Origin of the sequence: Kitasatospora sp. NPDC089509 (assembly GCF_044749365.1) — a bacterium.
Classification (GTDB): domain Bacteria; phylum Actinomycetota; class Actinomycetes; order Streptomycetales; family Streptomycetaceae; genus Kitasatospora.
Genome location: NZ_JBIVHS010000001.1, coordinates 257,198 through 281,856, shown reverse-complemented (window position 1 = coordinate 281,856; position 24,659 = coordinate 257,198). Strand labels below are relative to the sequence as shown.

General features: G+C 74.4%; 18 protein-coding genes and 1 riboswitch. Of the genes, 6 read left to right on the top strand and 12 right to left on the bottom strand.

What is annotated here, in order from left to right; translation table 11 throughout:
• Positions 1–5: 5 nt before the first annotated feature.
• From fabF to ACIP4P_RS01025, 3 genes are read right to left on the bottom strand one after another with little or no spacing between them, the layout of a single operon-like run.
• Positions 6–1,283: a beta-ketoacyl-ACP synthase II gene (fabF, locus tag ACIP4P_RS01035; RefSeq protein ID WP_400913395.1), complete on the bottom strand. Its 1,278-nt coding sequence runs from the start codon at positions 1,281–1,283 to the stop codon at positions 6–8.
• Positions 1,280–2,986, bottom strand: a complete 1,707-nt coding sequence (locus tag ACIP4P_RS01030; RefSeq protein WP_400913393.1) for a thiamine pyrophosphate-binding protein — start codon at positions 2,984–2,986, stop codon at positions 1,280–1,282. The genes fabF and ACIP4P_RS01030 overlap by 4 nt, the downstream gene beginning before the upstream one ends.
• A gap of 5 nt (positions 2,987–2,991) precedes the next feature.
• Positions 2,992–5,697: an aldehyde dehydrogenase family protein gene (locus ACIP4P_RS01025; RefSeq protein ID WP_400913391.1), complete on the bottom strand. Its 2,706-nt coding sequence runs from the start codon at positions 5,695–5,697 to the stop codon at positions 2,992–2,994.
• Between the two features lie 422 nt (positions 5,698–6,119).
• Here ACIP4P_RS01025 and ACIP4P_RS01020 point away from each other — a divergent pair, with 422 nt between their 5' ends.
• The 3 genes from ACIP4P_RS01020 (at position 6,120) to thiI (ending at position 10,942) form a co-directional block, all read left to right on the top strand.
• Positions 6,120–7,589 (top strand): purine-cytosine permease family protein, encoded by a 1,470-nt coding sequence (locus ACIP4P_RS01020; protein ID WP_400913389.1) that lies wholly within the window; start codon positions 6,120–6,122, stop codon positions 7,587–7,589.
• 197 nt (positions 7,590–7,786) lie between these two features.
• Positions 7,787–9,241 carry a short-chain fatty acyl-CoA regulator family protein gene (locus ACIP4P_RS01015; protein WP_400913388.1) on the top strand — a complete coding sequence of 485 codons (1,455 nt, stop codon included), beginning with the start codon at positions 7,787–7,789 and terminating at the stop codon, positions 9,239–9,241.
• Between the two features lie 24 nt (positions 9,242–9,265).
• Positions 9,266–9,502: riboswitch (cobalamin riboswitch) on the top strand.
• Positions 9,503–9,670: 168 nt separating this feature from the next.
• Positions 9,671–10,942, top strand: a complete 1,272-nt coding sequence (gene thiI, locus ACIP4P_RS01010; protein WP_400913385.1) for a tRNA uracil 4-sulfurtransferase ThiI — start codon at positions 9,671–9,673, stop codon at positions 10,940–10,942.
• A 26-nt stretch (positions 10,943–10,968) separates the two neighbouring features.
• Here the strand turns inward: thiI and ACIP4P_RS01005 are convergent, their stop codons facing one another.
• The 9 genes from ACIP4P_RS01005 to ACIP4P_RS00965 form a co-directional block, all read right to left on the bottom strand.
• On the bottom strand, positions 10,969–12,093 hold the full coding sequence (locus ACIP4P_RS01005; RefSeq protein ID WP_400913383.1) for a bifunctional 2-methylcitrate synthase/citrate synthase: 1,125 nt from the start codon (positions 12,091–12,093) through the stop codon (positions 10,969–10,971).
• A 21-nt stretch (positions 12,094–12,114) separates the two neighbouring features.
• Entirely contained in the window at positions 12,115–13,020 is a 906-nt protein-coding gene (prpB, locus tag ACIP4P_RS01000; protein ID WP_350515493.1) for a methylisocitrate lyase, read from the bottom strand.
• 20 nt (positions 13,021–13,040) lie between these two features.
• Entirely contained in the window at positions 13,041–14,549 is a 1,509-nt protein-coding gene (locus ACIP4P_RS00995; protein ID WP_400913381.1) for an MmgE/PrpD family protein, read from the bottom strand.
• Positions 14,550–14,716: 167 nt separating this feature from the next.
• Complete coding sequence (locus ACIP4P_RS00990) at positions 14,717–15,214, bottom strand: Fur family transcriptional regulator (protein ID WP_400913379.1); 498 nt, start codon at positions 15,212–15,214, stop codon at positions 14,717–14,719.
• Between the two features lie 14 nt (positions 15,215–15,228).
• Positions 15,229–16,065 carry a metal ABC transporter permease gene (locus tag ACIP4P_RS00985; RefSeq protein WP_400913377.1) on the bottom strand — a complete coding sequence of 279 codons (837 nt, stop codon included), beginning with the start codon at positions 16,063–16,065 and terminating at the stop codon, positions 15,229–15,231.
• Positions 16,062–16,967: a metal ABC transporter permease gene (locus ACIP4P_RS00980; protein WP_400913374.1), complete on the bottom strand. Its 906-nt coding sequence runs from the start codon at positions 16,965–16,967 to the stop codon at positions 16,062–16,064. Before ACIP4P_RS00980 ends, ACIP4P_RS00985 begins: the two co-directional genes overlap by 4 nt.
• Positions 16,951–17,877: a metal ABC transporter ATP-binding protein gene (locus tag ACIP4P_RS00975; protein ID WP_400913373.1), complete on the bottom strand. Its 927-nt coding sequence runs from the start codon at positions 17,875–17,877 to the stop codon at positions 16,951–16,953. Before ACIP4P_RS00975 ends, ACIP4P_RS00980 begins: the two co-directional genes overlap by 17 nt.
• Positions 17,874–18,842 carry a metal ABC transporter solute-binding protein, Zn/Mn family gene (locus tag ACIP4P_RS00970; protein ID WP_400913371.1) on the bottom strand — a complete coding sequence of 323 codons (969 nt, stop codon included), beginning with the start codon at positions 18,840–18,842 and terminating at the stop codon, positions 17,874–17,876. Before ACIP4P_RS00970 ends, ACIP4P_RS00975 begins: the two co-directional genes overlap by 4 nt.
• 255 nt (positions 18,843–19,097) lie before the next feature.
• Positions 19,098–20,438 carry a cytochrome P450 gene (locus ACIP4P_RS00965; RefSeq protein WP_400913368.1) on the bottom strand — a complete coding sequence of 447 codons (1,341 nt, stop codon included), beginning with the start codon at positions 20,436–20,438 and terminating at the stop codon, positions 19,098–19,100.
• 186 nt (positions 20,439–20,624) lie between these two features.
• On the opposite strand from ACIP4P_RS00965, the gene ACIP4P_RS00960 reads away from it, so the two are divergent.
• The 3 genes from ACIP4P_RS00960 to ACIP4P_RS00950 are packed head-to-tail and all read left to right on the top strand — an operon-like array spanning position 20,625 to position 24,478.
• Positions 20,625–21,596: a thiopeptide-type bacteriocin biosynthesis protein gene (locus ACIP4P_RS00960; RefSeq protein WP_400913365.1), complete on the top strand. Its 972-nt coding sequence runs from the start codon at positions 20,625–20,627 to the stop codon at positions 21,594–21,596.
• A 1-nt stretch (position 21,597) separates the two neighbouring features.
• Positions 21,598–24,297, top strand: a complete 2,700-nt coding sequence (locus ACIP4P_RS00955; RefSeq protein WP_400913363.1) for a lantibiotic dehydratase — start codon at positions 21,598–21,600, stop codon at positions 24,295–24,297.
• A gap of 10 nt (positions 24,298–24,307) precedes the next feature.
• On the top strand, positions 24,308–24,478 hold the full coding sequence (locus ACIP4P_RS00950) for a hypothetical protein (RefSeq protein ID WP_400913361.1): 171 nt from the start codon (positions 24,308–24,310) through the stop codon (positions 24,476–24,478).
• Positions 24,479–24,659: the final 181 nt, after the last annotated feature.

Genomic DNA, 24,659 nt, shown 5'->3' with positions numbered 1-24,659 from the left:
GGCCCTCAGACCGCTCGGACCACGAGGGCGGCGTTGTGGCCGCCGAACCCGAAGGAGGTGCTGAGCGCGGTCCGCAGCCCCTCGTGGTGCTGCGTCCGGTGCGGCACGAAGTTGATGTCGGGGTCGATCGGTTCGTCGCAGTTGACGGTCGGCGGGACGTCCCCGGTGCGCAGCGCCTGGATCGACACCACCAGCTCGACGGCTCCGGCGGCGCCGATCATGTGACCGGTCATCGACTTGGTGGAGCTGACCGGGATCCGGGTCACCCGCTCGCCCAACACCCTTCGCAGCACGGCCACTTCGGTGGCGTCGTTGAGCAGCGTCCCGGTGCCGTGGGCGTTGACGTAGTCCACCTGGGCGGCCGTGACGCCGGCGTCGCGCAGCGCCGCCTCGACGGCGAGGCACCCGCCGCGGCCCTCCGGGTGCGGGGCGGTCCAGTGGTGGGCGTCGGAACTGGCGCCGTAGCCGGCGAGTTCGGCCAGGGCGGTCGCGCCCCGCCGCTCGGCCGTCTCGGCGGCCTCCAGCACCAGGACGGCGGCTCCCTCGCTCATCACGAACCCGTCGCGGTGCGCGTCGAAGGGCCGGCAGGCGGCGGTCGGGTCGTCGTTGCGGCCGGACAGCGCCCGGGCGTTGCCGCTGCCCGCGAGGTCGACCGCGGTGACGCAGGCGTCCGCGCCGCCGGCCAGGACGACGTCGGCCTCCCCGTGGCCGATCATGCGCATCCCCGCGCCCACCGCGTCGGCGCCGCTGGCGCAGGCCGTGCTCTGGGCGCGGCTGGGCCCCTGGGCGCCGACGCGCATGGCGATCTCGCACGCGGCGCTGTCCATCGCGGTGGTGACCTGGGTGAACGGGCTGATGCCGCGCGGTCCCCGGTCGCGCAGGCGGTCGGCGGCGCGGTAGATCGAGCCGACCGGGCCGTAGCCGCTGCCGATGACCACGGCGACCCGCGGCGCCAGCCGCTCGTCGACGACCAGCCCGGCCTGTGCGCACGCCTCCAGGGCGGCGGCCAGGGCGTACTGGGCGTACGGGTCGGCGCGGCGGCTGACCGTCGGCGGCATGTAGCGGCCGGGGGTGAAGCCGCGCACCTGGCCGCCGATCCGGACGCCGAGGCCGGTCACGTCGATCGCGGCCACGGTGGCGATGCCGCTGCGTCCGGCGAGCAGCGCCGTCCAGGTCTCCTCGACGGTGTGGCCGAGCGGCGTGACGGCCCCGTAGCCGGTGACCACCACCCGGCGCCGGGACCGGCCGGGACCGGTGGCGGCGCGCTGCGTCGGATCCGTCATTGCGGCACCGCCTCGGCGTCGCGGACGGCCGGGAGGAGGTCGTCGGGGGCGACCGGCACCATGAGCACGGCGGTGCCGCCGCGGGCGCAGTGGCGTCGCGCGGACCGGAGTTCCGCGGTCAGCGCGGCCTTGTCGCGCAGCACCCGGCAGTGCAGGTCCGGCCCGTCCACGGCGGGCGGCGGCGCGCCCGCGCGGGTGAAGGGGTGGCGGCGGGCGTCCAGGCCGAGGCGGGCGCGTTGGGCATCCAGCCAGCCGTAGCCGCCGTTGCACAGCACCAGGTAGAGCACGCCGCCGTGCGCGGGGGCGGTGGCGGCGATGTCCGCGCGGGCGGCGAGGAAGGCGCCGTCCCCGATGAACGCGGTCACCTCGTGGTCCGGGGCGGCCCGTTTGACCCCCAGGGCGGCGGCCGCGCCGAAGCCCAGCGGGGTCTGCTCGGACGGCACCACGGACCCGCCGCCGACGTGGAAGGGGAAGCCGTAGGACCACATGTCCTGCAGCCCGTTCTCCTGGACCAGCACGTGGCGCTCGCCGGCGGTGGCGTCGAGCGCGGCCAGCAGTTCGGCGATCCGGATCTCCGGGAGGGCCGCCGCGCGGGCCAGTTCGGCCGCCACCTCGGCCGCCAGGGCCGCGCGGGTGTCGGCGATCCGGTCCGCCCACGGCGCGGTGGCCGCCGCGCGGTCGGCCCCGCCGTCCTGCTCCAGCGCCCGCGTCCAGCCGAGGACGGCGTGCCGGGCGTCGCCGAGCACCCGCGGGCCCGGGAACTCGGCGGACAGCCCGGCCGGGTCCAGGTTGACCTGCACCACCGGGACCGGGGGCCACGCCGTGCCGCCCTCGGCGGCGGTCTCCTCCAGCCGCCCGGCGAGCGAGACCACCAGGTCGCAGGCGGACCACAGCGCGCGGGCCGGGGCCGCGGCGTAGAGGCCGGCCAGGCCGCAGAACCGCGGGTGGTGCTCGTCGACGGCGCCGCGGCCGGAGGCGGTGCTGAACAGCGCCGCGCCAAGGCGTTCGGCGAGCCGCTCGACCGCGCCGCCGGCGTTGCGGTGCCGCATGCCGCCGCCCACCAGCAGGACCGGGCGCCGGCTCGCCCGGATCGCCGCCAGGGCCGGTCCCGCGGTCACCGGGGCGGTGGCCGTCACCGGGGCGGTGTCCGGGAGCAGCGGTTCGGGCAGTGTCGGCGGCGGTCCGGTGACCGGGACCGCGGCGGTGCGGACGTCGTCGGGCAGTTCCAGGTACACCGGTCCGGCGGGCGGTCCGACGGCCCTGGTCAGCGCGGTCACCGTCGCCGGGACCACCCGGTCGGGGTGCCCGATCCGGTGCGCCCAGCGCACCAGCGGTGCCGTCACGGCGACCTGGTCGAGTTCCTGGAAGCCGCCGCTGCCCCGGCGGCGTTCGGGCGCGCCGGCAGCGAGCACCAGGACGGGTGCGCCGGACTCCCGCGCCTCCAGCAGTCCGGTGGCCGCGTGGGTGACGGCCGGGCCCTTGCCCAGGGCGCAGACGGCGGGCCGGCCGGACTGCAGCGCGTAACCGGTGGCCATGTACAGCGCGTTGCGCTGGTCGCGGCAGGGCACCAGGTCCAGGCCGGCGGCGTCGAGGGCGCGCAGCAGCTCCAGGTCGTCGCCGGGCAGTCCGAAGCAGGTGTCGACCCCGTTCGCCACCAGCAGGGCGACCACCGCGGTCCACGCGTCGGGGTAGCGTTCGCCCACCGCGATCACTCCCCGCCCACCGGGACGGGAGCGGCCGCCTGGCCGGGGGCGGCCGCCGGCAGGCTCCGGGCCACGGCCTGCGACATCAGCAGCGGTTCGGCGTGCCGCTCGCCGCCGAGGGAGCGGTAGTTGGCCCGCAGCCCGAAGCCGCCGAAGGGGCGGTTGCCGTCCTCGGCGTCGAGCAGGGTGCGGTTGACGCAGGTGCGGTGGCGCCTGGTCAGCACGTCGACCGTCTCCGGGTCGTTGCCGTACACCATCGCACCGAGCGCGCGTTCGCTGAAGTAGGGGCCGGCCAGCCGTTCGCGCAGCAGCTTCGCCGTGGGGTAGGCGACGACGTTGAACACCGGGGCGAACATCTCGTCGAGCGGGATCTTGTCGTCGAACCCCCAGAGCAGCACGGTCGGTTCGACCTTGCGGGACGGCAGGTCGATCCGGCCGCCGTGCCGGATGTGCCGCACGTGCCGCACCAGGTAGTCCGAGCAGTTCACCAGCGCCGAGTCGTAGCAGATCGGGCCGTAGTCGGCGCCCGGGTCGCCGTTGCCGCCGAACCGCAGCGAGGTCAGCTTGGCGGACAGCAGGTCGACGAACTCCTCGGTGCGGCCCTTCGGGGTGAACACCACGTCGGGGCCGAAGCAGTCCTGGCCGGAGTTGTGCAGCCGGATCCGGGTGACGTCGTGCACGGCGCGGGTGAGGTCGGCGTCCGGTGCGATCACGAAGGGGTTGATGCCGTGGCCGAAGAAGAGGAACAGCTGGTCCTCCGCCAGTCCTTCGCGCACGGTCTCGGCGTTGGCGTAGTCCCCGGTGAAGACCACCAGGTCCGCCTCCCGCACCGGTCCGGTCACGAACTTGCGCCGGCTGAGCGCGGCCAGCTCGATGGGCAGGCCGTGCACCGGGGCCAGCAGCTCGTGCAGGCGCCGGAGTTGGTCCTTGGTCTCGGACGAGGGGCGGAAGGTGATCCGCTCGCTGTAGAGGGAGGCCACCAGCATGTACAGCGCGTAGGAGTACAGCGGGATGTTGGAGGGCATGAAGACCGCGGTCCGGGGCACCGGGCCGGGCCGGACCCGCCGGATCTCCTCCTCCGCCCCGTCGAGGGTGGCGAGGAAGGAGCGGATCTCCGCGTCGGCGGTGTGGTGGGGCGAGGTCTCGGTGAGGATCCGCAGCACCGCGTCCTGTTGGTCGGCCACGTAGCGGCGCACCGCGCGCAGCGCGTCCAGGCGGCCGCCGTACGGGATCCGGTAGCCGGTCGGGTCGACGGTCGGGACGGGCCCGGTGGTCTCGGCGGTCGTCCGGTGCGCCGCGGCGAGCGAGGTCCGGGCGATCCTCTCCAGCGCGACCCGGTCGGGCTTCCCGGTGTTGGTGAGCGGCAGGGCGGGCAGCACCAGGATCCGGTCGGGCTGTTCGTAGCCCGCCAGCACCGGGCGCAACCTCCGCTTCCAGTAGGCCGGTTCACGGTCGTCCGGGTCGGCGACCAGGAACACCAGCCGGCTGCCCGAGCGGGCGTCGGGGACGGCGACCACCTCGGTGCGGGCGCCGGCCGACTCGGCCCGTTCGGCGAGGTGGTCGGGGTAGAGGGTGTGGCCGTCGCGGTGCACCGCGTGCTTGCGCCCGATCGGGAACACCCGGCCGGCGTCGTCCAGCCGGCCGATGTCGCCGGTGCGGTGGACCGGGTCCGGCACCGGGACGAGTTCGCCGTCCTCGCCGAGCCGGCCGGTCATCAGTCCGTCGCTGCGGACCACCAGTTCGCCGAGCCGGCCGGCGGGCAGCGGCCGGCCGTGCTCGTCGTGGACCTCGACTACCACGCCGGGCAGGGGCGTGCCGCAGCCGACCGGGTCGGTGGGGGGTGCCAGCGCGATGTTCCCCAGCTCGGTCGCCCCGTAGCCGTCGAGCAGGTGCCGGCCGGTGCGGGCGTGGAACCGGGCCGCCAGGGTGCGGCCCAGCGGCGCGCCGCCCACGCACCAGGCCCGGACGCCCTCCAGCGCGTTCGCCAGGGCGGGGCGGCGGTCGAGCAGGTTGAGCAGGCTGTAGTAGGTCGACGGGGCGCCGTCGACGACGGTGAGGCCGTGGTCGACGCCGAGCGCGAGCGCGCGGTCCAGGCGCGTGGTCGGGCCGTACACCAGCAGCGTGCCGCCGCCCAGCCACCAGCAGAGGACCAGCGACAGCCCGTACTGGTGGGAGTACGGCAGGAGCGGCAGGAAGACGTCGTCCGGCCGGTAGCCCATCCGCTGCGCGCTGAGCGCGAGGTTGTCCAGGATCGACCGGCCGGAGCGGACGATGCCCTTGGGGCTGCCCGTGGTGCCCGAGGACCAGGAGATCGCGGCGTCCGGCCGCCGGGCCCAGCCGGTGACCTCGGGCCCGGCCGTCGCGGTCGGGCCGGGGCGGGCCGTCGCGGTCGGGCCGGGGCGGGGCGCCGGGACGGCGGCGGCGAGCGCGGCGTCGTCGAGGTCGAGCACCACCCGCGCCCGGGTGCGGAGCTGCGAGCGCTGTTCCGGGGTGGCCCGGTGGTCGGCCAGGACCACCGAGGCGTCCAGGTGGACGAGCGCCAGCAGCGCGACCACCCATTCCCGGGAATTGGCCCCGCTCATCATCACGCGTGAGCCGGGTCCGACGCCGCGGCGGGCGAGGATTTCGGCGGTGTCGAATACGCGGGCCGTGATTTCTCCGGCTTCCCAACTGCGCCCGTCGGGCGAGACCAAACTCCTGGAAACGGGCACCGTGCGCTCCTCTATACCAGGTGATTCGAAGCGACTATCCCATGCCGGTGGAACCGTGTCGAGAGTTCTGGGGAATTCCCTGGAAATGCGTGATGATTGAGCACGAAGTGACGAATGGGATATGCAAGGGGCGAATTTTTCCCAAGAGGCGGTAATTTAATAAGGTTATTGTGGGCACATTTTCACGCCTCCGGGGCCGCTCCGCCGTGACCCTCGTCTCACCACCCCGACCGGGCCCGACCCCGGCCCGGCCCGCGCTCCCGGGGGCCGTCGCCCGGTACCCCGCTCCCGCCCGCCGTTGGAGCGAACTCGAACCCGAGACGGACCACGTAGGATGGCTGAACTCCCGCGCTACGCGCGAAGAGTTCCATAAATGTTCCACTTTGTCCGATTCTCTGCTTCACAGGCACGGAGCCACCCTCATGGACAACCTGTCCACCGCCGACAACGCCGACGGCGCGATAGAGACCCGCGGTATCGAACCCGTCCCCGACCACGAGCGCCGGGGCAGAGTCCGTGAGCTCTTCCCGACCTGGGTCGCGGCGAACATCAGCGTGCTGCTGCTCACCATGGGTGCGGCCCTGGTCGTGTTCAACCAGCTGAACTTCTGGCAGGTCCTGATCGTCGCCGCGTGCGCCGCGCTGGTCTCCTTCGGGATGGTCGGTGTGCTCTCGGTCTCCGGGAAGTGGGGCGGGGCGCCGGGCGCGACCCTCTCGCGGGCCACCTTCGGGGTGCGCGGGAACCTGTTCCCCGGCGCGATCCTCTGGGTCGCCCGGTTCGGCTGGGAGACGATCAACGCGGTCACCGGCGCCTACGCCGTACTGACCGTGCTCGACCTGCTGTTCGGCATCAAGAGCAACACCGCGCTGATCGTGATCACGCTGTTCGCCTTCGTCGCCTGCACCTTCCTGGTCTCCGGGATGGGCCGCAAGGCGCTGAACGTCTGCAACACCTGGTCGACGTACCTGTTCGGCGTCTTCAGCATCCTGGTGCTGGGCTACCTGGTCGCGACCATCCACTGGAACGAGGTCTTCGCCAAGCCCGCGGGCACCACCGCGATGATGATCGCCGGTATCGGCACCATCGCCGCCGGCGGCATCAGCTGGGTCCCCACCGGCCCGGACTTCGCCCGCTACCTGCCGCACCAGGCCTCCGGCAAGAAGATCGTCGGTGTGACGGTCTCCGGCGCCGCCATGGTCGTGGTGCCGATGGTGCTGATGGGCGCCGTGATGGCGGTGGCCTCCCCCGGCCTGGCGCAGGCCGCGGACCCGGTCTCCTTCCTCGGCGACCTGCTGCCGACCTGGCTGGCCGTGCCCTACCTGCTGACCGCGATCGTCGGCATGCTGCTGATCAACAGCCTCTCCATGTACTCGGCCGGCTTCACCGCCCAGACCATGGGCGTCAAGCTGCCGCGCGCCATGGCGGTCAGCATCAACGCCGTGATCTCGCTGGTCGGCGGCCTGCTGCTGATGCTGGTGGCGAAGAGCTTCCTGGGCTCCTTCATCACCTTCCTGATCCTGCTCGCCGTCTCCTTCTCGGCCTGGATCGGCGTCTACGCGGTGGACATGTACCGGCGCCGGACGCGCGCCGTGCGCTACGACGCCGAGGCCCTGATGGACACCAGCAGCACCAGCCGCTACTGGTACACCGGCGGCTTCTGCTGGCAGGCGATGGTGTCCTGGCTGCTCGCGCTGCTGGCCGGCCTCGCCTTCACCAAGTGCGACTGGTTCGCCGGCCCGTTCTCCGACACCCCGATCGGCCGGTACGGGCTCGCCTGGGCGGCCACCATCGTGATCTCGGCCGTGATCATGGCCGTGCTCCCCACCCCCCGGGAGAACGTCCCCGCCACCACCGGGGCCCCGGTGGAGCAGGACGAGAAGGTCGCCGCCTGACCGCAGGCACCGACCGACACCCCCGGACCGCCCGGTGGCCGACTCAGCCGAGTCGCCACCGGGCGGTCCGGCTTTTCCCTGGCGCTAGGTGGCCCCACCTGCGGATTCCGCACAAGGGCGGGCCCGTTCCTGCGAATACTGCGAACCCGGGGCGGTGGTACCTTCGCAGGAACGGGCAGGAAGGGAAGGGCACGCCCATGGCACGTCCCACCGGGCGGAAGGTCTACGCCCACGCCAAGCTCCGCCGGCTGCGCCGCGAGCACGGCATGAACCAGGTCGAGCTGGCCCGCGAGCTGGGGATCTCGACCAGCTACCTCAACCAGATCGAGCACAGCCAGCGCCCGCTGACCGCCGCCGTGCTGCTGCGGATCTCCGAGGTGTTCGGGGTCGACCCGGAGTTCTTCTCCGAGGCCGAGGAGGAGCGCCTCGGCACCGATCTGCGCACCGCGCTCGCCGACGAGGCCTGCGGCGGCGGGGTCCCCGCGGAGGAGATCACCGAGGTCAGCCGGGACCACCCGGAACTGGCCCGGGCCCTGGTCGCCCTGCACCGCAGCTACCGCGCGGCCCTCGCCCGGGTCGCCGACCTGGGCGAACCGGGTGGCGGCGCCATCGGCGGGGCCATCCGCCCGGCCGAACCCCACGACGAGGTCCGGGACTTCTTCTACGCCCACCACAACCACATCGCCGCCCTGGACGAGGCCGCGGAGCGCACCGCGCACCAGCTGGCGACCAGCACCGCGGGCCGCACCGCCGCCGCGCTGGCCACCCGGCTCGCCGAGCGGCACGGCGTCCGGGTGGTCGAGGCGGACCAGCGGCGGGCCGCCGACCTGCGCCGGTACGACCCGGCGACCGGCGCGCTGCACCTCTCCCCGTGGCTAACCGACGGCCGCCGCGCCTTCCAACTCGCCACCCAGCTAGCCCTGTTGGAGCACCGGCCGCTGCTCGACACACTGCTGGCGGCGGCCGAACCCGACCTCACCTCTCCGCAGGCCGTCGACCTGGCCCGGATCGGCCTGGCCAACTACTTCGCCGGCGCGCTGCTGATGCCCTACACCGCCTTCCACGCCGCCGCCGAGGAACTCCGCTACGACATCGAGCTGCTCCGGGCCCGCTTCGGCGTCGGCTTCGAGACGGTCTGCCACCGGCTGAGCACCCTGCAACGCCCCGGCCGGCGCGGGGTGCCGTTCTCCTTCCTGCGCGCCGACCGGGCCGGGAACATCTCCAAGCGCCAGTCCGCCACCGACTTCCACTTCTCCCGGCTGGGCGGCACCTGCCCGCTGTGGACGGTCTACGAGGCCTTCTCCTCGCCCGGCCGGGTCCTCACCCAGGTCGCCGAGATGCCCGACGGCAAGCGCTACTTCTGGATCGCCCGGACCGTCTCGCACGGCGGCCACGGGCACCGCGCGCCGCGCAGCGAGTTCGCCGTCGCGCTCGGCTGCGAGCTGCGCCACGCCCACCGGCTGGTCTACGCCGAGGGCATCGCGCCGAACGCGCCCGGCGCGGCCACCCCGATCGGGCTGGGCTGCCGGATCTGCGAACGCCGGGACTGCGCCCAGCGGGCCCGGCCGCCGGCGGGCGGACGGCTGCTGGTCGACCCCGACCGGCGCGGCCGGGTGCCCTACCCCGTGCTGGCCGACGGCCCCGAGGCCTGAGCCGGGGCAGGACCGCCCCGCCTGTAGGGTTGATCCGCTGGTGGTTCACCGGGCGCCCCGCGCTCCCGGGGAGGCAAGAGGGAACCCGGTGACGCCGTTCACACGGCCAGTCCGGGACTGCCCCGCAGCGGTGAGCGGGAACGACCGCCGTCATCCGCACTGGGCCCGGGAAACGGGCCCGGGAAGCGACGGCCAGTAGGCGTCCTCCCCGGGAGGACCGGCCCGCGAGTCCGAAGACCTGCCACCGGTGCGCACGCCGAACGGCGGCGTGCGCGCTCCGGGGCCCCGAGGGAGGGCCGCGTGGCCCTCGTACGGACCCCCGGTCCGGCGGGTCCGTCCGTCGGACCGCCGCCCGGACGCCGCTGCGCGCGCCGCCGTCCTCCCCGCTCGGAGCGACACCGGGACCACTGGGACGACTGGGACTTCTGTATGGACCACCTGACCGACGGCGCACGGCTGCCCTCGCCACGCGGCGCCACCGAGCCCTACGGGCCCTGCGTGCTGCTCAAACACGGCGAGGTGGTCCTCAAGGGCCGCAACCGCCAGCGCTTCGTCCAGCGGCTGGAGGACAACCTGCGGGTCGCGCTGCGCGGGATAGGCGGCTCGACCTGGATCCGGACCCCGCACACCATCACCGTGCTCGGCGGGCAGGTGCCGGTCGAGGACCTGGTGGCCCGGGCCCGCACGGTGATCGGGTTCAACGCGGTCGAGCCGGCCCTGCGGGTGCCCAGCACGCTGGAATCCGTTGAGGCCAACGCCCTGACGGTGCTCGGCGACGCCTGCGCCGGACGCGCCACCACCGGCTTCGCCGTCCGGGTCCGGCGCCGGGACAAGGGCTTCGCCCTGACCTCCACCCAGCTGGAGCGCCACCTCGGCGCGTTCCTCCAGCCGCGGATCCCCGGACTGCGGGTCGACCTGACCGCGCCCGACGTCACCCTGACCGTCGAGATCGAGCACCGTGAGACCTATCTGTCCGCCGAGCGCCACCCCGGGCTGAGCGGGCTGCCGGTCGGCTCCAGCGGACGGGCGCTGGTGCTGCTGTCCGGCGGCTACGACTCGCCGGTCGCCGCGCACCGGGCCATGCGGCGCGGACTGGCCTGCGACTTCGTGCACTTCAGCGGCGCGCCGTACACCAACCCCTCCTCGGTCTACAAGGCGTACGCCCTGGCCCGGGAGCTCAACCGCTACCAACCGCCCGGCGAGCTGCACGTGGTCTCCCTCGGCAAGGCCCAGAAGCAGCTGGCCGTCGCGGGCGCCGGGCGCCTCCAGGTGGTCGCCCAGCGTCGGCTGATGGTGCGCACCGCCTGCGCCCTGGCCGGCGCCACCGGCGCCCAGGCCCTGGTCACCGGCGACAGCCTCGGCCAGGTCGCCAGCCAGACCCTCGCCAACCTGGCCGCCGTGGACCAGGCCGCCACGCTGCCGGTGCTGCGCCCGCTGATCGGCTGGGAGAAGCAGGAGATCATCGACCAGGCCCGGGCGCTCGGCACGGCGGAGATCTCCGTCCTGCCGGACGAGGACTGCTGCAGCCTGCTCGCCCCGCCCCAGGTCAGCACCGGGGCGCGGCTGGGCCAGCTGCGGGCCGTGGAGAAGCGCCTCGACCTGGACGAGGTGGTCGAGGCGCTGCTCACGAACGTGCAGGTGATGCGGCCCGGCCAGGAGGACGACGCGGCACCGGCCGTCACCTGTTCCGTCCCCTCCTGAGCCCCGGCCGGGCCGGACGGGCCTGACTACACGGCGGCCGGTACCGCCCGCTGGCCCGGACCGTCGTACTGGGCCAGCGGGCGGATCAGGGCGTTGTGGGCGAGCTGTTCGGTGATGTGGGCGGTCCACCCGGTGATCCGGCTCATCACGAAGATCGGGGTGAACACCGGGGTGTCGAAGCCCATCAGGTGGTAGGCCAGCCCGGCCGGGTAGTCGAGGTTGGGGTGGATGCCCTTGCGTTCCAGCATCGCCCGGCGCAGCGCGGCGTGCAGGGCGGCCAGCCGGGTGGCCTCGGGGTCGGCCGAGTGCTCGACCAGCCGGTCCAGGGCGGCCTGCATGATCGGGACCCGGGAGTCGCCGTGCTTGTAGACGCGGTGGCCGAAGCCCATGATCTTCCGCTGGGCGGCCAGCGCCCCGTCCAGCCAGTCGGCGGCGCGGGCCGGGTCGCCGATCTCGTCCAGCATGTGCATCACCGCCTCGTTGGCGCCGCCGTGCAGCGGGCCCTTGAGCGCGCCGATCGCGGCGGTGACGGCGCTGTAGAGGTCGGACAGGGTGGAGGTGACCACCCGGGCGGTGAACGTCGAGGCGTTGAAGCTGTGTTCGGCGTACAGCACCAGCGAGATCTCGAAGCAGCGCACCACCTCGGGGGCGGGCACCGTGCCGAAGCACATGTGGAAGAAGTTCTCGGCGTAGCCGAGTTCCGGGTCGGGGGCGATCGGGTCCAGGCCGCGGCGGCGGCGCTGGTCGGCGGCGACCACGGTGGGCAGTTTCGCCAGCAGGGTCAGGGACTTGGCGAGGTGGGGGGCCGGGCGGCCGTCGTCCTCGGTGGGGTCCTCGGCGCCGAAGAAGCTGACGGCGGTGCGCAGCACGTCCATCGGGTGGCAGGTCTCGGGCAGCTTGGCCAGCAGTTCGGCGGTGGTGCGGTCGAGCGGGCGCAGGGCGCGTTCCCGGGCGCGGAACTCCCGCAGCTGGGCCTCGTCCGGCAGTTCGCCGTACCAGAGCAGGAAGGCGGTCTCCTCGAAGGAGCGGTGGGCGGCCAGGTCCTGGACCGGATAGCCGCGGTAGGTCAGGGAGTTGGTCTCCTGGATGACGGTGGAGATCTCGGTGGTGTCGACGACGACACCGGCGAGGCCGCGATGGATCTCGTTCATGGTGCTGGTGCCTCCGGTGCGTCAGGTGCCGGGCGGAAGAGTGAAGTCGAAGACGGCCGAGTCGAAGGCCCCGTACTCCTCATAGCCGAGGAGTTCGTAGAGCCGGGAGCGGGGCTGCATGCGCGGCAGCAGGGAGGCCTGGGTGCCCTCGGCGGCGATGGTGCGCAGGCCGTCCTCGACCGCGCCCATGGCCAGCCGGAACAGGGTGACCGGGTAGAGGGCGATGTTGTAGCCCAGGTTCTCCAGGGTGCGGGTGTCCAGCAGCGGGGTCTTGCCGAACTCGGTGAGGTTGGCGAGCAGCGGCACGTCGACCGCCTTGCGGAAGGCCTCGTACTCGGAGAGGTCCGCGAGGGCCTCGGGGAAGATCGCGTCCGCTCCGGCGTCGACGTAGGCCCTGGCCCGTTCGATCGCCGCGTCGAGTCCTTCCACCGAGCGGGCGTCGGTGCGGGCCATCAGCAGGAAGTCCGGGTCGCGCCGGGCGTCCACGGCGGCCCTGATCCGTCGGACCATCTCCTCCCGGGGGGTGACGGTCTTGCCGTCGAGGTGGCCGCAGCGCTTGGGGTTGACCTGGTCCTCCAGGTGGAGGCCGGCCAGCCCCGCGTCCTCCAGGAGCTGGACGGTGCGGGCCGCGTTCATGGGCTCGCCGAAGCCGGTGTCGGCGTCGATCAGCACCGGCAGGTCGGTGGCGCGGGTGGTCTGCTGGGCGCGCTGGGCGATCTCGGTCGAGGTGGTGAGACCGATGTCCGGCAGGCCCAGGTCGGCGGCGAGCACCGCGCCGGAGAGGTACGCCGCGTCGAAGCCGGTGTCCTGGATCAGGCGGGCGGAGAGCGGGTTGATCGCGCCGGGGATGCGCAGCAGCCTTCCGGAGGCGAGCTGTTCGCGGAAGGCGCGGCGCCGCTGCGCGGGGGTGGTGCGGGTGTGCAGCAGGCGGCTCTCGGGCCGGGACATCAGAACAGTCCCTTCGGGAGGGTCGCGTCGAAGGCGCGGACGGCCTCGGTGTCGACGGCGGGGAACAGCTCGTCGAGGTCGGCGGCGCGCAGGTCGCCGAGGCCGGCGGCGGCGGTCAGGAAGCGGTCCTGGTCGGCGGTGGTCACCACGCCCTCGGTGAGGGTGCGGAACTTGCCCTGGTAGGCGGGCCGGTCGAAGGGGCGGGCGCCGGCCGGGTGGGCGTCCGCGACGGCGAGCTGGTCCTCGATGACGGAGCCGTCGTCCAGGGTGATCACCACCCGGCCGCCGAAGGCCCGGCGCTGCGGGTCTGGGTCGTGGTAGCGGCGGGTCCACTCCGGGTCCTCCACCGTGCCGATCTTCCGCCAGAGTGCGACGGTCTCCGGGCGCTGGGCCCGCTCGGGGGCGTAGGAGCGCTCGTGGTGCCAGACGCCGTCCTCCAGGGCCACGGCGAGGATGTACGGGATCGAGTGGTCGAGGGTCTCCCGGCTGGCGGTCGGGTCGTACTTCTGCGGGTCGCCCGCGCCGGAGCCGATCACCTGGTGGGTGTGGTGGCTGGTGTGCAGGACCACCGAGCGCACCCGCTCCAGCGGGCCGGTCTTCTCGCGCAGCCGCCGGGCCAGGTCGATGATCGCCTGGGCCTGGTACTCGGCGGAGTGCTCCTTGGTGTAGGTGTCCAGGATCGCCCGGCGCGGCTCGCCCACCCCGGGCAGCAGCACCGTGTAGTCCGACTGCGGGCCGTCCAGCATCCAGGCGAGGAAGCCGTCCTCGCCCTCGTAGATCGGGGACGGCGAGGTCTCGCCGCGCATCGCCCGGTCCACCGCCTCGATCGCTGCCTTCCCGGCGAAGGCCGGGGCGTACGCCTTCCAGCTGGAGATCTCGCCCTTGCGGGACTGCCGGGTCGCGGTGGTGGTGTGCACGGCCTGCTGGACGGCCTGGTAGACGGTCTCGGTCGGCAGCCGCAGCAGGGTGCCGATGCCGCAGGCGGTGGCCGCGCTCAGGTGGGCGACGTGGTCGATCCGGTGGGCGTGCAGGCAGATGCCGCGCACCAGCGCCACGTGCACCTCGTAGGCGGCGACGATGCCGCGCAGCAGGTCGGCGCCGGTGCGGCCGGTGTGCTGGGCGACGGCCAGCAGCGGCGGGATGTTGTCGCCGGGGTGGGAGTAGTCGGCGGCGAGGTAGGTGTCGTGGAAGTCCAGCTCGCGCACGGCCGTTCCGTTGGCCCAGGCCGCCCACTCGGGCGGGACCCGGCGCCCGGTGCCGAACACGGACGCGCCGGGGGCGCCGGCCCGGTGGGCGGTGGCCTGGGCCCGGGCGACCGCGACCGGGCGGCGCAGCAGCGAGGCGACCGCGACGGAGGCGTTGTCGATGACCCGGTTGACGGCCATCGCCGCGCTCCCGGGGTCGAGCTCCTCGGTCGCGGTGGCGACGGCGGCGAGCTTCCAGGCGAGCTGCTCCTCGCGGGGCAGCCGGTCGGCGCTGGGGTGGACACGGACGTGGTGCTCGATCACGGGACTCCTCATGAGCGTGCGACTCAGGGGTTACGTGAACGAGCCTGCCCGCCGGACGGCCGGTGAACCAGCATGCCAAGGTGTGGAATCCGTACCCGATCGGTCTGCGAATCTGCGGATCCTGCGGACGGCGGGGTCCCCGGGCGCGCGGTCGGCCCGGGCGGCGGTCAGTCGCGCGTCCGGCAGTCGGCGCAGACCCCCGAAAGCTCCACGGTGTGCTGGACGTCCGCGAAGCCCGAGGTCGCGGCGATGTGGTCGGCCCAGGTCTCCACGGGGGCGGCGTCGACCGGTCGGCTGAGCCCGCACCGGCGGCAGATCAGGTAGTGCCGGTGGTCGGCGCCCGGCCGGTGGCGGAACAGCTTCTCGCCGTTGGTGTCGCGGACCACGTCCGCGCGGCCGACGGCGGCGAGCGCGGTCAGGGTGCGGTAGACGGTGCTCAGGCCGACCCGGGAGCCGGTGGTGAGCAGGCCCGCGTGCAGGAGTTGGGCGCTGACGAAGTCCTCGCAGGCCGCCAGGGCCCGGAGCACCTCGGCACGCTGCGGGGTGAGTCGGCCGAGTCCGTCGTTCGGTGCGGCCGCGGGCTGCTCGCCCGGGCCCGGGGCCGACCGTCGCTCGGACGCACGGCGGAAGGCCTCGGTCAGCGCGCTGGTGGGCGCTTCGGTCACGGTCCGCCTCCGGTTCAGGCCGGCACCGGGCGGGCGGCGCGGGTCGGGCGGATCAGGAAGGTGGCCGCGTAGACGGCGCTGGCGACGGCCATGATGGCGAAACTCGGCGGCAGCTTCGGCGCGGCCGCGCTGAGCAGCAGTCCGCCCCACATCTCCGCGACCGCCAGCCCGGCGGAGAACGCGAGGGCCCGGAACGGCCGGTCGGTGAGCCGGATCGCCGCACCCGCCGGGGCGGCGAGCAGGCCGAGCAGCAGCAGCGAGCCGACCGCCTGGGTGGCCTCGCCGGCCGTCGCGCCGACCAGGGCGAGGAAGGCGAAGCCGAGCAGCCGGACCGGCACGCCCCGGGCGGCGGCCACCGCCTCGTCGAGGGTGGCGAACAGCAGCGGCCGGGCGATCAGCAGCAGGACCAGGCAGATCACGCCCGCGACGAGGACGGCCGTGCCGGTCTGGTCGCCGTGCAACCCGAAGATCGAGCCGAACAGCACGCTCGTCCCGGCGCCGCCCTGGGCGCCGCTGCGGGAGGTGGTGTAGACGGTCAGGAAGAAGGCGCCCAGGCCGAGGATCCAGGCGAAGACGCTGCCGATGACCACGTCGTCCGCCCGGCCCTTGCGGCCGAGTCCGCCGATCAGCAGCCCGACCCCGATCGTCCCGGCGAACAACCCGAGCCGCAGGTCGTAGCCGCCGGCCAGGGCGGCCATCGCGCCGGTGAACGCGACGTGGCTGAGCGCGTCGCCGGTGAAGATCTGCGCCCGCAGCACCAGGAAGTACCCCACCAGCCCGCAGGCCAGCGCGATGAACGTCCCGGCCAGCAGGGCGTGTTGGAAGAAGGCCTGGGTGATGACCGCGCTCATGCGGCGGCTCCGATCAGGGCGGCCGGCCGGGCCCGGCGGCCCAGTGCCTCGCGGGCGAACCGCACCAGGTGTGCCAGCACGTACCCGGCGAAGGCGAAGCCCGTCACGAAGAAGCCGAGCGGGTACGGGCGGTAGTAGGCCGCGACCAGCCCCGCCCAGCAGGCCGCCAGGGCCAGCAGGACGGCCAGCAGGACGCTCAACCCGGGCCGGGCGGTGAGCTGTTGGGCGGTCGCCGCCGGAATCACCATCAGCGCGAAGACCAGCAGGGTGCCGGTGATCTGGCTCGCCTCGGCGGTGGCCGCGCCCAGCAGCACCAGGAAGAGCGTGCCCAGCAGCCGGACCGGGACGCCGCGTCCGGCCGCCACCTGCGGGTCGACCGAGGCGAACAGCAGCGGCCGTCCGATCACCGCCAGCACGGCCAGCACCAGGGCGCCGACCACCGCGAGGGTCACCACCTGGCCGGTGGTGATGCCCAGGAAGCTGCCGAACAGCAGCGCCGTCGGCCCCTCCAGCAGGCCCTTGTAGAGGCTGATGAACAGGTAGCCGCAGGCGAGCGCGAAGGCCTGCACGGTGCCGGTGACGGCGGACTCCTCCGAGCCGCTGCGCCGCAGCGCGGCTATCGCCAGGGCGGCGGCGACGCAGAAGCCGAAGTAGCCGAGCGAGGTGGAGAAGCCGGCCAGCACGGCCAGCGAGGCGCCGGGGAAGGCGGCGACGGAGAGCGTGTGCCCGGCGAAGGTCTGGCGGCGCAGCACCATGAACCAGCCGACCACGGCGCAGACCACGGCCACCACCAGGCCGGCCCGGAAGGCGTTCACCATGAAGGCGTAGGACCACATGTCCTGGAAGTCGGCGACCAGGTTCCAGCCGAAGACCGGGGCGGTCGCGTCAGATGCCAGCAGCACGGCCGTCTCCGTTCCCGCTTGCGTGATCGTGGTTGTGGGCGTGCCGGTCGCTGTGGACCGCGGGGGCCTCCGGCTGGCCGACCACCACCAGCCGTCCGTCGCTGGTGCGCAGCACCTCGACGGGCGTGCGGTAGAGCCTGGTCAGCGTCGCGGTGGTGATCACCTCGGCCGGGGTGCCGGAGAGGGCGCCGCCCTCGGCGATGTACACCACCCGGTCCAGCTGGTGCAGGATCGGGTTCACGTCGTGCGCGACCATCACCACCGACACCCCCTCCTGGTGGCAGATCCGGCCCAACAGGGCCGCGATCGCCGCCTGGTTGGGCAGGTCCAGGCTGTCCAGCGGCTCGTCCAGCAGCAGCACCCGGGGGCGCCGTATCAGCGCCTGGGCGATCAGCAGCCGCTGCTGCTCGCCGCCCGAGCACTGGCCGATCGGCCGGTGGGCGTAGCCGGTGGCGCCGACCAGCTCGACCACCTCCTCGACCCGTCGGCGGGCGGCCCGGTGCTCGGCGCGGTTCAGGAACGGGACGGGGATCCCCCACTGATCCCCGTCCAGCCCCAGCCGCACCACGTCGGTCCCGCGGATCCGGACGCTCGCGTCGAAGTTGCGCCGCTGCGGCAGGTAGCCGACCGCGGCGTTGCGTTCGCCGGGCGCCGCGCCGAGCACCCGGACCTCGCCGGCGGCCGCCGGGAGGACGCCCAGCAGGACCTTGACCAGGGTGGACTTCCCGACCCCGTTGGGACCGAGGACAGCGGTGAACTCCCCGGCCCCGACGGTCAGATCGACACCCGACCACAGGGTCCGCCCGCCCACCCGCACGGCCGCCCCGCGCAGCGACAGCACCGGCTCCGCGCCGGGCTCGGTGCCGCGTCCCCACTCCGTACGGACCTTCTCGGTCGGGTGGATGCTCACTTGCCCGTCGCCTGCTTCAGCGCGTCGGCGAGGCCCTGGAGCTCCTGGGTCTGCCAGTCCTGGAAGGTGGCGTTCGCCGGGGCGAGGGTCTCGGTGACCTGGGCGACCGGGATGCCCTGCGCCTTGGCGGCGTTGACCTGGGCGACCACGTCGGGGTTGGAGTTCTGGGTGTTGTAGACGTAGACCTTGATCTGCTTGGCGGCGATCTGCTGGTCGATGGCGGCCTTGTCGGCGGCGGTCGGGTCGGTGCCCTCGCTCTCCGCGTCCAGGAAGGTCTCGGGGGTGAGCAGCTTCAGGCCGACGCTCTCCGCGAGCGGGGTGACGATCGACTCGGAGGCGCCGATCGGGGTGTCCGCGTACTTGGCCTTGATGTCGGCTTCGAGCTGGTGGTACGTGGCGAGGGTCTGGGTGGTGAAGGTCTTCTGCCGGGTGTCGAAGTAGGCCGCGTCGGCCGGGTCCAGCTTCTTGTAGTCGGCGGTGATCCGGTCGATCACCTTGCTGACGCTCTCCGCCGAGTACCACTGGTGCGGGTTGTCGCCCTCCTTCTTGCCCAGCAGGTCGCCGACCTTGAGCGCGGTGCGGGCGGAGCCGGGGTTGGCGGCGAGCAGCTTGTCCGTCCAGGCGTCGTAGCCGATCCCGTTGCTGATCACGTAGTCCGCGGCGGCGACGGTCCGGCCGTCGGCGGCGGTCGGCTCGTAGGAGTGGGGGTCGGTGTCGGGGTTGGTGATGATGCTGGTGACCTTCACGTGGTCGCCGCCGAGCTGGGTGGCTATCGAGCCCCAGAAGTTCTCCGCCGCGGTGACCTGGATGACCTTCGAGCTGCCGCCGGAGGCGCTCGGAGCGGCGGAGGCGGTCTTCGCCGGGGAGGAGGTCGAGCAGGCGGTGGCCGTCGCGAGCGTGGCGACGACGGCGCCGGCGCCGAGGACGACGCTGAGTGGCTTGCGGCGGGACGGGGCGGTGCTCATGGGCGGGCTACTCCTCGCAGTGCCTGCCGGCCCTGCCCTGCGGGCGGGGTCCGGCGTCGGTGGACGCCGCCCACCCTAGGTGGAAACGATTTTCACAACCAGGCCGATCGGGGCCTAGATGGAAATCATTGCCAAAACTTGGCGAAGGGTGGACCCGGGCTCGACCTCGGGCGTCGACCACCCCGGCCGGAGGCCACCGCCGCGTCGGTCCGCCACCCGTGCCGGTCGCCCAACCACCTTCTCTTCCAGTGCAGTTCAGCTCCGGTCCGGGCCGCGCTCCGCCCGTGGGCCCACCAGCATCCGGATGTCCTCGGCCGCCCAGAGGACGAACCGCTCGACCGGCACCACCGGGTGCCCCGGCACGGGCCGGAAGCGGAGGCGCTTGAGCAGCACGGCCAGCAGCAACAGGGCCTCCAGGGTGGCCAGTCGGGCCCCCTCGCAGGCGCGCGGACCCATCCCGAAGGGGATCCAGGCCAGCCGGTGCCGCCCGGCCGACTCCTCCGGGCCGAACCGCTCGGGCCGGAAGCGCTCCGGCTCCGGCCAGTACGCGGGGTTCAGGTGGACGGCCCGGATCGGGAGGAAGACCACCGCCCCGGCCGGCAGCCGGTACGGGCCGACGGTCAGCGGCGCGGCCGTCCGCCGGGCACCGTAGGGGCCGGGCGGGTAGCGGCGCAGCGACTCCTTGAGCACCATCTCCAGGTACGGCAGCCGGTGCAGGTCGGCGTGGTCCGGCACGTCGCGGTCGCCGAGGACGCGGTCGAGTTCGGCGGTGACCCGCCCGGCCGCGCCGGGGTGCCCGGCGAGCAGGTGCAGGGTCCAGGAGACGGCCACGCCCGTGGTGTGGTGGGCGGCCAGCAGGACGGTGAGGACGGTGTCCCGGATCCGCGCCGGGTGCTCACCGGCCTCGACCAGGGCGCCGATCAGATCGCTGCGATCGCCGCCGGGACCGCCCCCGCGGTGGGCCGCGACCGCCCGGTCGACGGTCCGCCGCAGGACGGCGAGTGCCCGGGCGGTCCGTTCCGCGCCCTCCGCCGGGGCCACCGCACCCGGCGGCCGGTACAGCCGCTCCAACTGCCCGGCGAGCACCGTCTCGAAGGCCTCGACCACGCCGTCCGGGTCCTCGACCTCGCCGCCCAGCGCGAAGGCGCAGATCATCCGCAGCGAGAGCGCGGTGAGCTCCCGCTGGAGTTCCACCGGCCGGCCCGCGGGCAACGCGGCCCAGCGGTCGGCGAGTTCGGTCGCCAGGGCCGTGAAGCGGGCGAAGTGCCGTTCGTGCGCGGGCCGTCCGGCCAGCACGCCGAGCAGCAGCCGGCGCCACGGCTCGTGCTCGTCGGCCGGGAGGACCTGGAGGTTGCCCGCCTCGAACAGCGGGTCCAGGAAGGAGAACAGCCGCTCCGGCCGCTCGTCGAGACCGACGGCGGCCTCCAGCAGCACCGGGTCGGCTATCGACACGGCGGTGTCGGCGCCGGGCAGTTGGAAGCGCGCCACCGGACCGTACTCGGCGTGCAGCCACAGCTGGTAGGCGTGCAGTCCGCCCGCCCGCGCGATGGCGCCCACCCCGCCGTCCGGACGGGGCTCGGGACCGGGGATGTTCAACGGACCTCCTGAGGACGGCCGGCGCTCCTCGAATGCGCTCCTCGATGTTTCTCCGGCGCACGATCTCGCATGCGCGCACGGGGCGCAATCTTTTTGATCATATGAGTATTTGTCTTCCATTTTTCGATCCGGCCGAATCGCGGAAAACCAGGAGGAGCAGCAGACATCACGAGGAGGTGGGGCGCGATGGTGGACGTCGAACGATTGCTGGCCGACTGCCTCCAGGACATTCGCGGCGTTCCGCGGGAAACAGTACCGGTCGATTCCGCGAACCCCGGGTACGAAGCAGCGCGCCGCACCTTCCTGGCCGCCGGACTCGCCGCGCTGCGCGGCGACCGGCCGGAGGACGGCTGGGTCCAGCTCAACCTCACTCCGGGCCCGGCCGCGCCGCAGCGGACGTACCGCGCCGTCGCGGACACGGCCCGCGAGTTGATCGCCGCCGGCGCGGCCCGCTCCTTCTTCTTCATGCACAAACCACCGGGACTGCGGGTCCGGTTCGAGGTGGGCCACCCGGATTCGGCGGACTCGTGTGCGGAACTGCGCGCGGAACTCACCCGCCGCTTCCGTGCGGTGGACGGCTGGTCGGCTCCGCCGCGGTGCGGGAATTACGAGCCGGAGACCTATCTCTTCGGCGGCCCGCGGTCGATGCGGTACGTCCACGACCTGTTCACGGTGGATTCCCTGGCCTGGCTCGACCACCACGACGCCGCCGCACCGGGCCGGCCGGAGGCGCTCGCGGACTGGCGGTTCTCCCTGTACCTCCTCGGTGAACTCCTCGACGGCCTCGGCATCGTCGGCTGGGAGCACCGCGGGGTCTGGCAGGTGCTGCGGGACGACATCGGGCGCCGGCTGGGCACCGAGCCGGACGACGACACCCGGCGGGCTGCCGCGGGCATCCGCGCGGTCTGGCGGACCGGCCGCGCCGACCTGCTCGCGTCGCTCCCGCCGCAGCGGCGGGCGGCGGTCGAGGCGGACGGCAGCGCCGTGCGCCGGGCCGCCGAGGCCTGGCGCACCGGCTACTTCGACTCCGGTGAGGCGGTGATCGGCCCGCGCCGGGCCGCCGCCCACTACGTCGTCTTCCACTGGAACCGGGGGCGGTTCTCCCTGGCCCGACAGAGCCTGCTGACCCACGCGCTCGCCGACGAAGGGGGGTTCTGACGTGGACGTCGACATGGACCGGGACGTGGATGTGGACCCGAACGCGGGCGAGGCCCTCGGGCCGGCCGGCACGGCGCTGCTCCGGGTGGCCGGCCTGCCGCTGGAGGCGTGGGCGGCGGCGGGCAACCCGGAGCTGTTCGCCCGGCTCGCCGACCTCGCCCGGCAGGACGACCGGCGGGCCGGGCGATCCCGGGCGCTGGCCGAGCAGTTGGGCACCGCGGTGGTGCCGCACCCCGACCTCACCCCCGCCGACCGCCGCGCCGTACTGGCCCTGCGCCGCCGGCTGCACTCCGGCGCCGCACCGGGCCCGGCCGACTGCGGACTGCTGGGGCGCCTGCCCGCCGCCCGCGACCTCGTCGCGGACGCCGTACGGCTGGGCGAGGAGGCCGCGTCGGTCCCCGCCGTCCTGCGGCGGCTGACGGACGCGGTGGCGGACGAGCGCGAGCGCGTCGGTGCGCTGGGCTGGTCCCTGGTCTGTGCGTCCCCGGTCATGCGGGACTTCCTGGACGGCACGGAGCCCGGCGCCGCCGACGACGTCCACGGACGCCTGACCGCGGGCGAGTCCTGGGGCGGGAAACGGCTGCGCAAGCGGGCGGCGTACGTGTGGCGGGCGCTCGGGCGGGCCGCGGCGAAGACCACCCCGCGCGGCTGGGTCGGCCAGGTCACCCTGGTCCCGGTCGCCCCGCCGGACGGAGCCGGTGGCGGCGACAGGGCCCTGCTGCGTCTCCTCCCGCCCGACGCGTTCCTCGGCGGGGTCGCGGCCGAGGCCGTCGAGAACGTCCACGGGGTGCGCGCCCGGCTCGGCGGCCTGGACCTGCGGACGGCGGACCGGGCCACGCTGCTGGCGCTGGCCCCGCTGCACTTCCTCCAGCCGACGGACGGCCCCCCGGGCACCGGGGTCCTGCGCTGCTGGGTGATCGACCCGCGCGAACGCACCCGGATGCGCCGGGTCGTCCTGCGGCGCACCCTCCCGCTGGACGCCGTCCTGGCCCGACTGGGCGGCGGGCCGCTCCCGTTGGCCGACCTCGAAGCGGCGCTGCTGGGCCCGGCGGCGACCCCGGCGGGCACCCCCGCGACGGTGCTGCGCGGCTTCCTCGCGCACCTGCTCGGACTCGGCGTGCTCCAGGCCTGCGAGCCCCCGCGCCGCCTCACCACCGGCTGGCGACCCACCGCGGACCTCCGCGCGGGCGGCACCCTGCCGCAGCCGGTGCCGGACCCCGGTGCCGGCCCCGGCCCCTCCCATGCCTCCTCCGGCGACTCCGCCCGTGCGTGGTTCACCGACTCCTACCGCAGCACCGCCTCGGCGGTGTCCGGCGCGGCCGCCCGCCAGGTGGAGCGGGCCCTCGGCACCGCCGCCCGGGTGGCCTGGCTGCGGGAGGCCGACCGGCTCGCGGGACCGGACCCGCACCGGCTGCCGGCCGCCCTGGCTGACCTCACCGAACGGCCGTGCCCGCTCGGCGAGCTCCTCGCCCACTGCCTGCCCGACGACGACGCCCCGCCGCCGCAGCCGCTGCGCCGCCACCCGGGCTGGCACCCCGCCGAGTCCCCCGGTTCCGGCTACGCCGCACTGCTGGCCCACCTGGCCGCCCGGGCCGACGCCGGGACGGTGGACCTGGACGACGACCTGCTGGACGCACTCGGCGCGCCCCCGGCCGCGACGGCCCTGCCGCCCTGGCCCCTGGACTGCCTGCTGCGCCCGCTCCCGGGGCCCGGCCCGGTCGCGGTCCTGGAGACGGCCTCACCGGCGGGCGTGCTGGACGCCCGGTTCGCCGACGCGCTGCACACCCTGCACGACGGCTACCGCAGTCTGCGCGACTACCGGGCCTTCCTCGCCGCCGTGGAGCGGCGGTCCGGGGCGCGCTTCGTCGAACTGCTGGTGCCGCCGCTCGCCGAGCGCGCCGCCAACGCCGTCCGACGGCCGGTCACCACCGGCTGGTGGACCGGGGACCCCGATCCGCTGCCCTACCAGGGCCGGGACGGCCTGACCGCCCGCTACCTGCCGCTGGACCGGATCACCCTGCGCCGGGCCGGCACCCGGATCATCGCCGAGGCCGACGGCTGCCGGCTGCTGCCGGTCCACCACGCCACCCGCACGCCGCTGCCCCCGTACGACGTCCTGACCCGGCTGTTGCTGCCCGCGGGCCACCCGGCGTGCTCCCGTCTGATCCGCCTGGACGGTCTGGAGGGCGCCTTCCCCGCCCCGGAGCGGCTGCCCCGGGTGACCGTCGGCGGCGGCGCCCTGGTGATCGCCCCCGCGCTCCGGCGGGTCCCGGCCGCCCGGCTGTGGCGGCCGGGCGACGACGACCTGACCAAGGTGCGCGCCCTCGCCGGGCTCACCCGCGACGCCGGGTTGCCCCGCTTCGCCTTCGTCCGGGCCGCGGCCCAGGCGAAGCCGGTGCCCGTGGATTTCGCGGCGGTGACCACGGTCGCCCTGCTGGAACGTATCTGCACCCGCCACCCCGGCGCGGACCTGCTGGTCGAGGAGATGCTCCCGGCCCCCGACGGGCTGCTGCTGCGCGACCCGGCGCACGGCGGCGCCGCCGTCGCCGCCCAACTACTGCTCCGACTGCCGCTCGGCCGGGCCGTCGAGGAACTCGCGGAACCCGCCGTCGCCGCCCTGCGCGGCGAACCCGACGTCCCCGGTACGCCCGCTCCCCGTGGGCGGGCCACCGGGGCGGTCCACACCGAACACCACTCCTGAAGGAGGAACCATGCCCGAGATCGCCGCGCTCACCGACCTCGACGCCCTCATCGGCGACCTGGACGCCCGCATCACCGAGACCACCCTGCCGACCCCCGAGGCCAGCACCGGCGGCTGCAGCGGCCTCTGCACCGTCCTGGCCTGCGACACCGTCGCGCTCTGTACCGGGGTGCTCTGCTGACCACCCCCCAGGCCGTCCGGGGCCTCCCCCGGACGGCCGCCTCGGTCCCCCGGCCCCGCAAGGGACCGGCGGGCGCCGGACCCCGCACCGAACACCACTCCTGAAGGAGGAACCATGCCCGAGATCGCCGCGCTCACCGACCTCGACGCCCTCATCGGCGACCTGGACGCCCGCATCACCG

Coding starts and splice junctions, on each gene's coding strand:
- ACIP4P_RS00985 (WP_400913377.1), bottom strand. CDS start 16,065: ATGAGCGCGGTCATCACCCAGGCCTTCTTCCAACACGCCCTGCTGGCC.
- ACIP4P_RS01020 (WP_400913389.1), top strand. CDS start 6,120: ATGGACAACCTGTCCACCGCCGACAACGCCGACGGCGCGATAGAGACC.
- fabF (WP_400913395.1), bottom strand. CDS start 1,283: ATGACGGATCCGACGCAGCGCGCCGCCACCGGTCCCGGCCGGTCCCGG.
- ACIP4P_RS00970 (WP_400913371.1), bottom strand. CDS start 18,842: ATGAGCACCGCCCCGTCCCGCCGCAAGCCACTCAGCGTCGTCCTCGGC.
- ACIP4P_RS00950 (WP_400913361.1), top strand. CDS start 24,308: ATGCCCGAGATCGCCGCGCTCACCGACCTCGACGCCCTCATCGGCGAC.
- ACIP4P_RS01015 (WP_400913388.1), top strand. CDS start 7,787: ATGGCACGTCCCACCGGGCGGAAGGTCTACGCCCACGCCAAGCTCCGC.
- thiI (WP_400913385.1), top strand. CDS start 9,671: ATGGACCACCTGACCGACGGCGCACGGCTGCCCTCGCCACGCGGCGCC.
- ACIP4P_RS00960 (WP_400913365.1), top strand. CDS start 20,625: ATGGTGGACGTCGAACGATTGCTGGCCGACTGCCTCCAGGACATTCGC.
- ACIP4P_RS01005 (WP_400913383.1), bottom strand. CDS start 12,093: ATGAACGAGATCCATCGCGGCCTCGCCGGTGTCGTCGTCGACACCACC.